The following is a 3,298-nucleotide window of genomic DNA, read 5'->3' on the forward strand; positions in this document are numbered from 1 at the left end:
CTACTTAACTACTTGACTACTTGGCTACTTACTACTTTACTACTTACCGCTTACTGCTTGGCTATTCTTATCACTTGATTATTAAAAAAGTCTATGGATTCCATAAAGGGGAAATTGCCAACCCAAAGCAGATAAATTAATAAGGAAAATAGCCAATCCGAGAATCCAAAGGATAAGCAATGACCATTTCAATCCGGTAGCCATTGGCGACCAATGAAATATCTGACGAAGAATAGTATAGACAATACATGCCAATGGGATACCGACCAGAACAATACCTGCCATACTTCCTGCCACTGTCATCAATGGAGAAATAGAAGCCAAAGGTGACCAATCCACCGAAGGAAGTATCTCATAGAGTATAGCTCCACCACCGATGGCTGCTGCAATAGCCGCTATAACCAATGCCACAAACACAATGGCAAGTAAAAATAATACAGGACTGAAAATAATAGCTAATACCACAAGACATGCTTTCAAGAAGAATCCCGCTACAGCAACAAACGCATCACCCAATTTCTGGAGAAAAGTACGCGGCTTTTCAGAATTCATATAGCTGTTTACTCCGTTAGCCATTTTCTCAAAACCATCAGTCACCGTTTTACCTATATTTTCAACCGTCACCGCCTCTCCACGCATACTGAGTTTCTCTGCTGCTGTACGGGCTTCCGGGATAACCAGCCAGCAAATGATATACACGGGGATCAAAGTGCCATATCCACAAATAAGGATTACCAATGCGAGAAGACGCAACAGCGTGGGATCCCACCCTAAATATGCCGCCAAACCACCCATGACTCCTCCCAATATCTTATCATCCGAATTGCGATATAAACGGCGACGGGACGTATAAGTAGCAGAGGCGGCAGAAGTACCGGACGAAGTCCTCTTTTCCTCTTCATCTGTAGTCCCAAAATCCTCCGGTTTTCCGACACGAGCAATCACCTCCTCTACGTCAGCAAGCGTAATCACTTGCGAACCGGCATTCAGCTTTTCCAAAAACAATTCCGAAATACGAGCTTCAATATCATCTACGATCTCTTCTGCCCCTTCCTGTTTACGGAAATGCAGCTTAAGATTGCACAAATAATTGTCCAACAGGCGGTAAGCATCTTCATCTATATGAAAAACAGTTCCACCTAAATTTACAGTCAATGTTTTTTTCATTATTATATCTTCCTTTAATCTGTTATCTATTTGCTATATGACTCACGGTTTCATTCAATTCTTTCCAGGAATTTTCCAGTTCTCCCAGAAAAATCTCCCCTTTCTCTGTCAGCTTGTAATATTTACGCGGGGGGCCTTGAGTAGATTCTATCCATTCATAACTTAACAGTTCATCATTCTTCAACCGGGTAAGCAATGGATACAGCGTACCTTCCACCACAATTAACCGGGCCTCTTTCAGCTTCTGGATAATGTCCGAAGCGTAAGCCGGCTCTTTATGCAATAATAGCATAATGCAGTACTCCAACATCCCTTTCCGCATCTGCGACTTTACATTATCTACATTCATAAATCACTTTTTTTAATTTGATGAAACAAATATATGTATCATATAAGTACTATGTAATACAAAGTACTATAATTTAATAATAATTAATCTATCATTATTCAGTCACATTATTATATGGTTATATGATAGATCCATATTGATCATATCATATAACGCATCTTACCGAATAAGATATGTACCCTACTGAAAATACGATTTTAACTCACATTAAAATACCACTCATTCAATTATACCGATTATTACCTTATATTTGTACCATTCAAAACCAAAATACGATACACTTATGTTTACTGTCCGAAAAGCGACAACAAAAGATTGCGGATTGATTCACAATATGGCTTCCATCGTCTTTCCCGCTACTTATAAAGAAATAATCTCAACCGAACAGTTAGATTTTATGATGGACTGGATGTACTCTCACGAAAATATTCGCAAGCAAATGGAAGAAGAAGGCCATGTTTATTTCATAGCCTACAAAGGAGACGAACCTTGCGGATATGTATCGGTACAGCCTCAGGAAGATGCTATATTTCATTTACAAAAGATTTATGTGCTCCCGGCTTTCCAAGGACAACACTTGGGTAGTTTCCTATTTCGGCAGGCTATCAAGTATATAAAGGAAATACACCCTGCCCCCTGTCTGATGGAACTGAATGTAAACCGGAATAATAAAGCCCTGCACTTTTATGAAAAAATGGGAATGAGAAAATTACGCGAAGGAGATTTTCCGATAGGAAACGGATATTATATGAATGATTATATCATGGGGTTGAACATTTAGTAATGACAGATGGAAGCAAATGCCATTCTTGCCTTTTATCAAGCTGTATACGGTGCTTCAGAAGTTTACCGCAAGAAGAACAACGATAATACCTTATATCGGCTATTCCTTTCTCAAGCTCCGTACAATCGCTCTCATACAATAACGGATCGGACTCTGCATCGGAAAGCGATTTAAGGGATATCTCCCCGCATTTAGGGCAGGTACATCCTAAACGGACGTTATATTTATGCTGCCATCCCCAATACCAAATAAATATGATCAGCAAGGCGGGCCATACAGGAATGAACCATATCATATAAAGCAAAACATGCATTCCCCATGCTTTGTATAAAGCTAAAATATCAAGAGCATCCAAGGCCGTATCCTTCTTCGGACAAAAATGAAAAGCGACAGACTTCCATAACAACCAATTTACCAACACAAGTAATATCCCCAAAATAATGCTGACAAATATAACTCCGATACCATTGGCTCTAAAAAGATATCGCACCATTACATAAAAAACACCATAACCCATCCCGAACAGGACGATTAACCAACTAAAAGGATGCTTATGCCATTCCTTTAAACATGTTTTAACATTGGTCTCTCTCTCCATTATCTTTATTGTACTTTCACATGATGGTTTTAGAGCCCCAGAAAGGCGTTCCAAATATCCATTTTCTTATATGATATAATAAAACATAAAACACGTACAAATATAGAAACAAAGATTTATCTTTATAATAATATTTTAGTTTTTAAACAGAAAAAATAAATAATGCACCAATGTATCAATGTGCCAATTAAAGAATGAACAATGAACAATGGAACAATTAAAGAATAAGGCCATGGGCTAATTACTACTCAAGACCACGACGCAACCAATTGGCACATTAGCATATTGACACATTGGCACATTACAAAAAGGGTGCACCGGAAAATTACCGATACACCCTTTCATCATATTCAAAAAAAACAAATTAAAAAAAGATTCTTTTATTTAGCCACTCTTTCCA

At 38.2% G+C, this 3,298-nt stretch carries 4 protein-coding genes; 1 reads left to right on the forward strand and 3 read right to left on the reverse strand.

Features of this window, described 5'->3' with window-relative positions:
* Positions 1-81: 81 nt before the first annotated feature.
* Both QVP90_RS15285 and QVP90_RS15290 read right to left on the reverse strand, forming a co-directional pair.
* Positions 82-1,167: a PspC domain-containing protein gene (locus QVP90_RS15285; protein WP_005931337.1), complete on the reverse strand. Its 1,086-nt coding sequence runs from the start codon at positions 1,165-1,167 to the stop codon at positions 82-84.
* 22 nt (positions 1,168-1,189) lie between these two features.
* On the reverse strand, positions 1,190-1,516 hold the full coding sequence (locus QVP90_RS15290; protein WP_005931334.1) for a PadR family transcriptional regulator: 327 nt from the start codon (positions 1,514-1,516) through the stop codon (positions 1,190-1,192).
* A gap of 283 nt (positions 1,517-1,799) precedes the next feature.
* Here QVP90_RS15290 and QVP90_RS15295 point away from each other — a divergent pair, with 283 nt between their 5' ends.
* Positions 1,800-2,297, forward strand: coding sequence for a GNAT family N-acetyltransferase (locus QVP90_RS15295; protein ID WP_007481252.1), 498 nt, complete (start codon positions 1,800-1,802; stop codon positions 2,295-2,297).
* Here QVP90_RS15295 and QVP90_RS15300 read toward each other — a convergent pair.
* On the reverse strand, positions 2,278-2,898 hold the full coding sequence (locus QVP90_RS15300; RefSeq protein ID WP_005931329.1) for a hypothetical protein: 621 nt from the start codon (positions 2,896-2,898) through the stop codon (positions 2,278-2,280). The two genes, QVP90_RS15295 and QVP90_RS15300, sit on opposite strands and share 20 nt — an antisense overlap.
* Between the last annotated feature and the right edge of the window lie 400 nt (positions 2,899-3,298).

It is taken from the genome of Bacteroides sp. CAG:189, assembly GCF_000432295.1.
Classification (GTDB): Bacteria; Bacteroidota; Bacteroidia; order Bacteroidales; family Bacteroidaceae; genus Bacteroides; species Bacteroides salyersiae.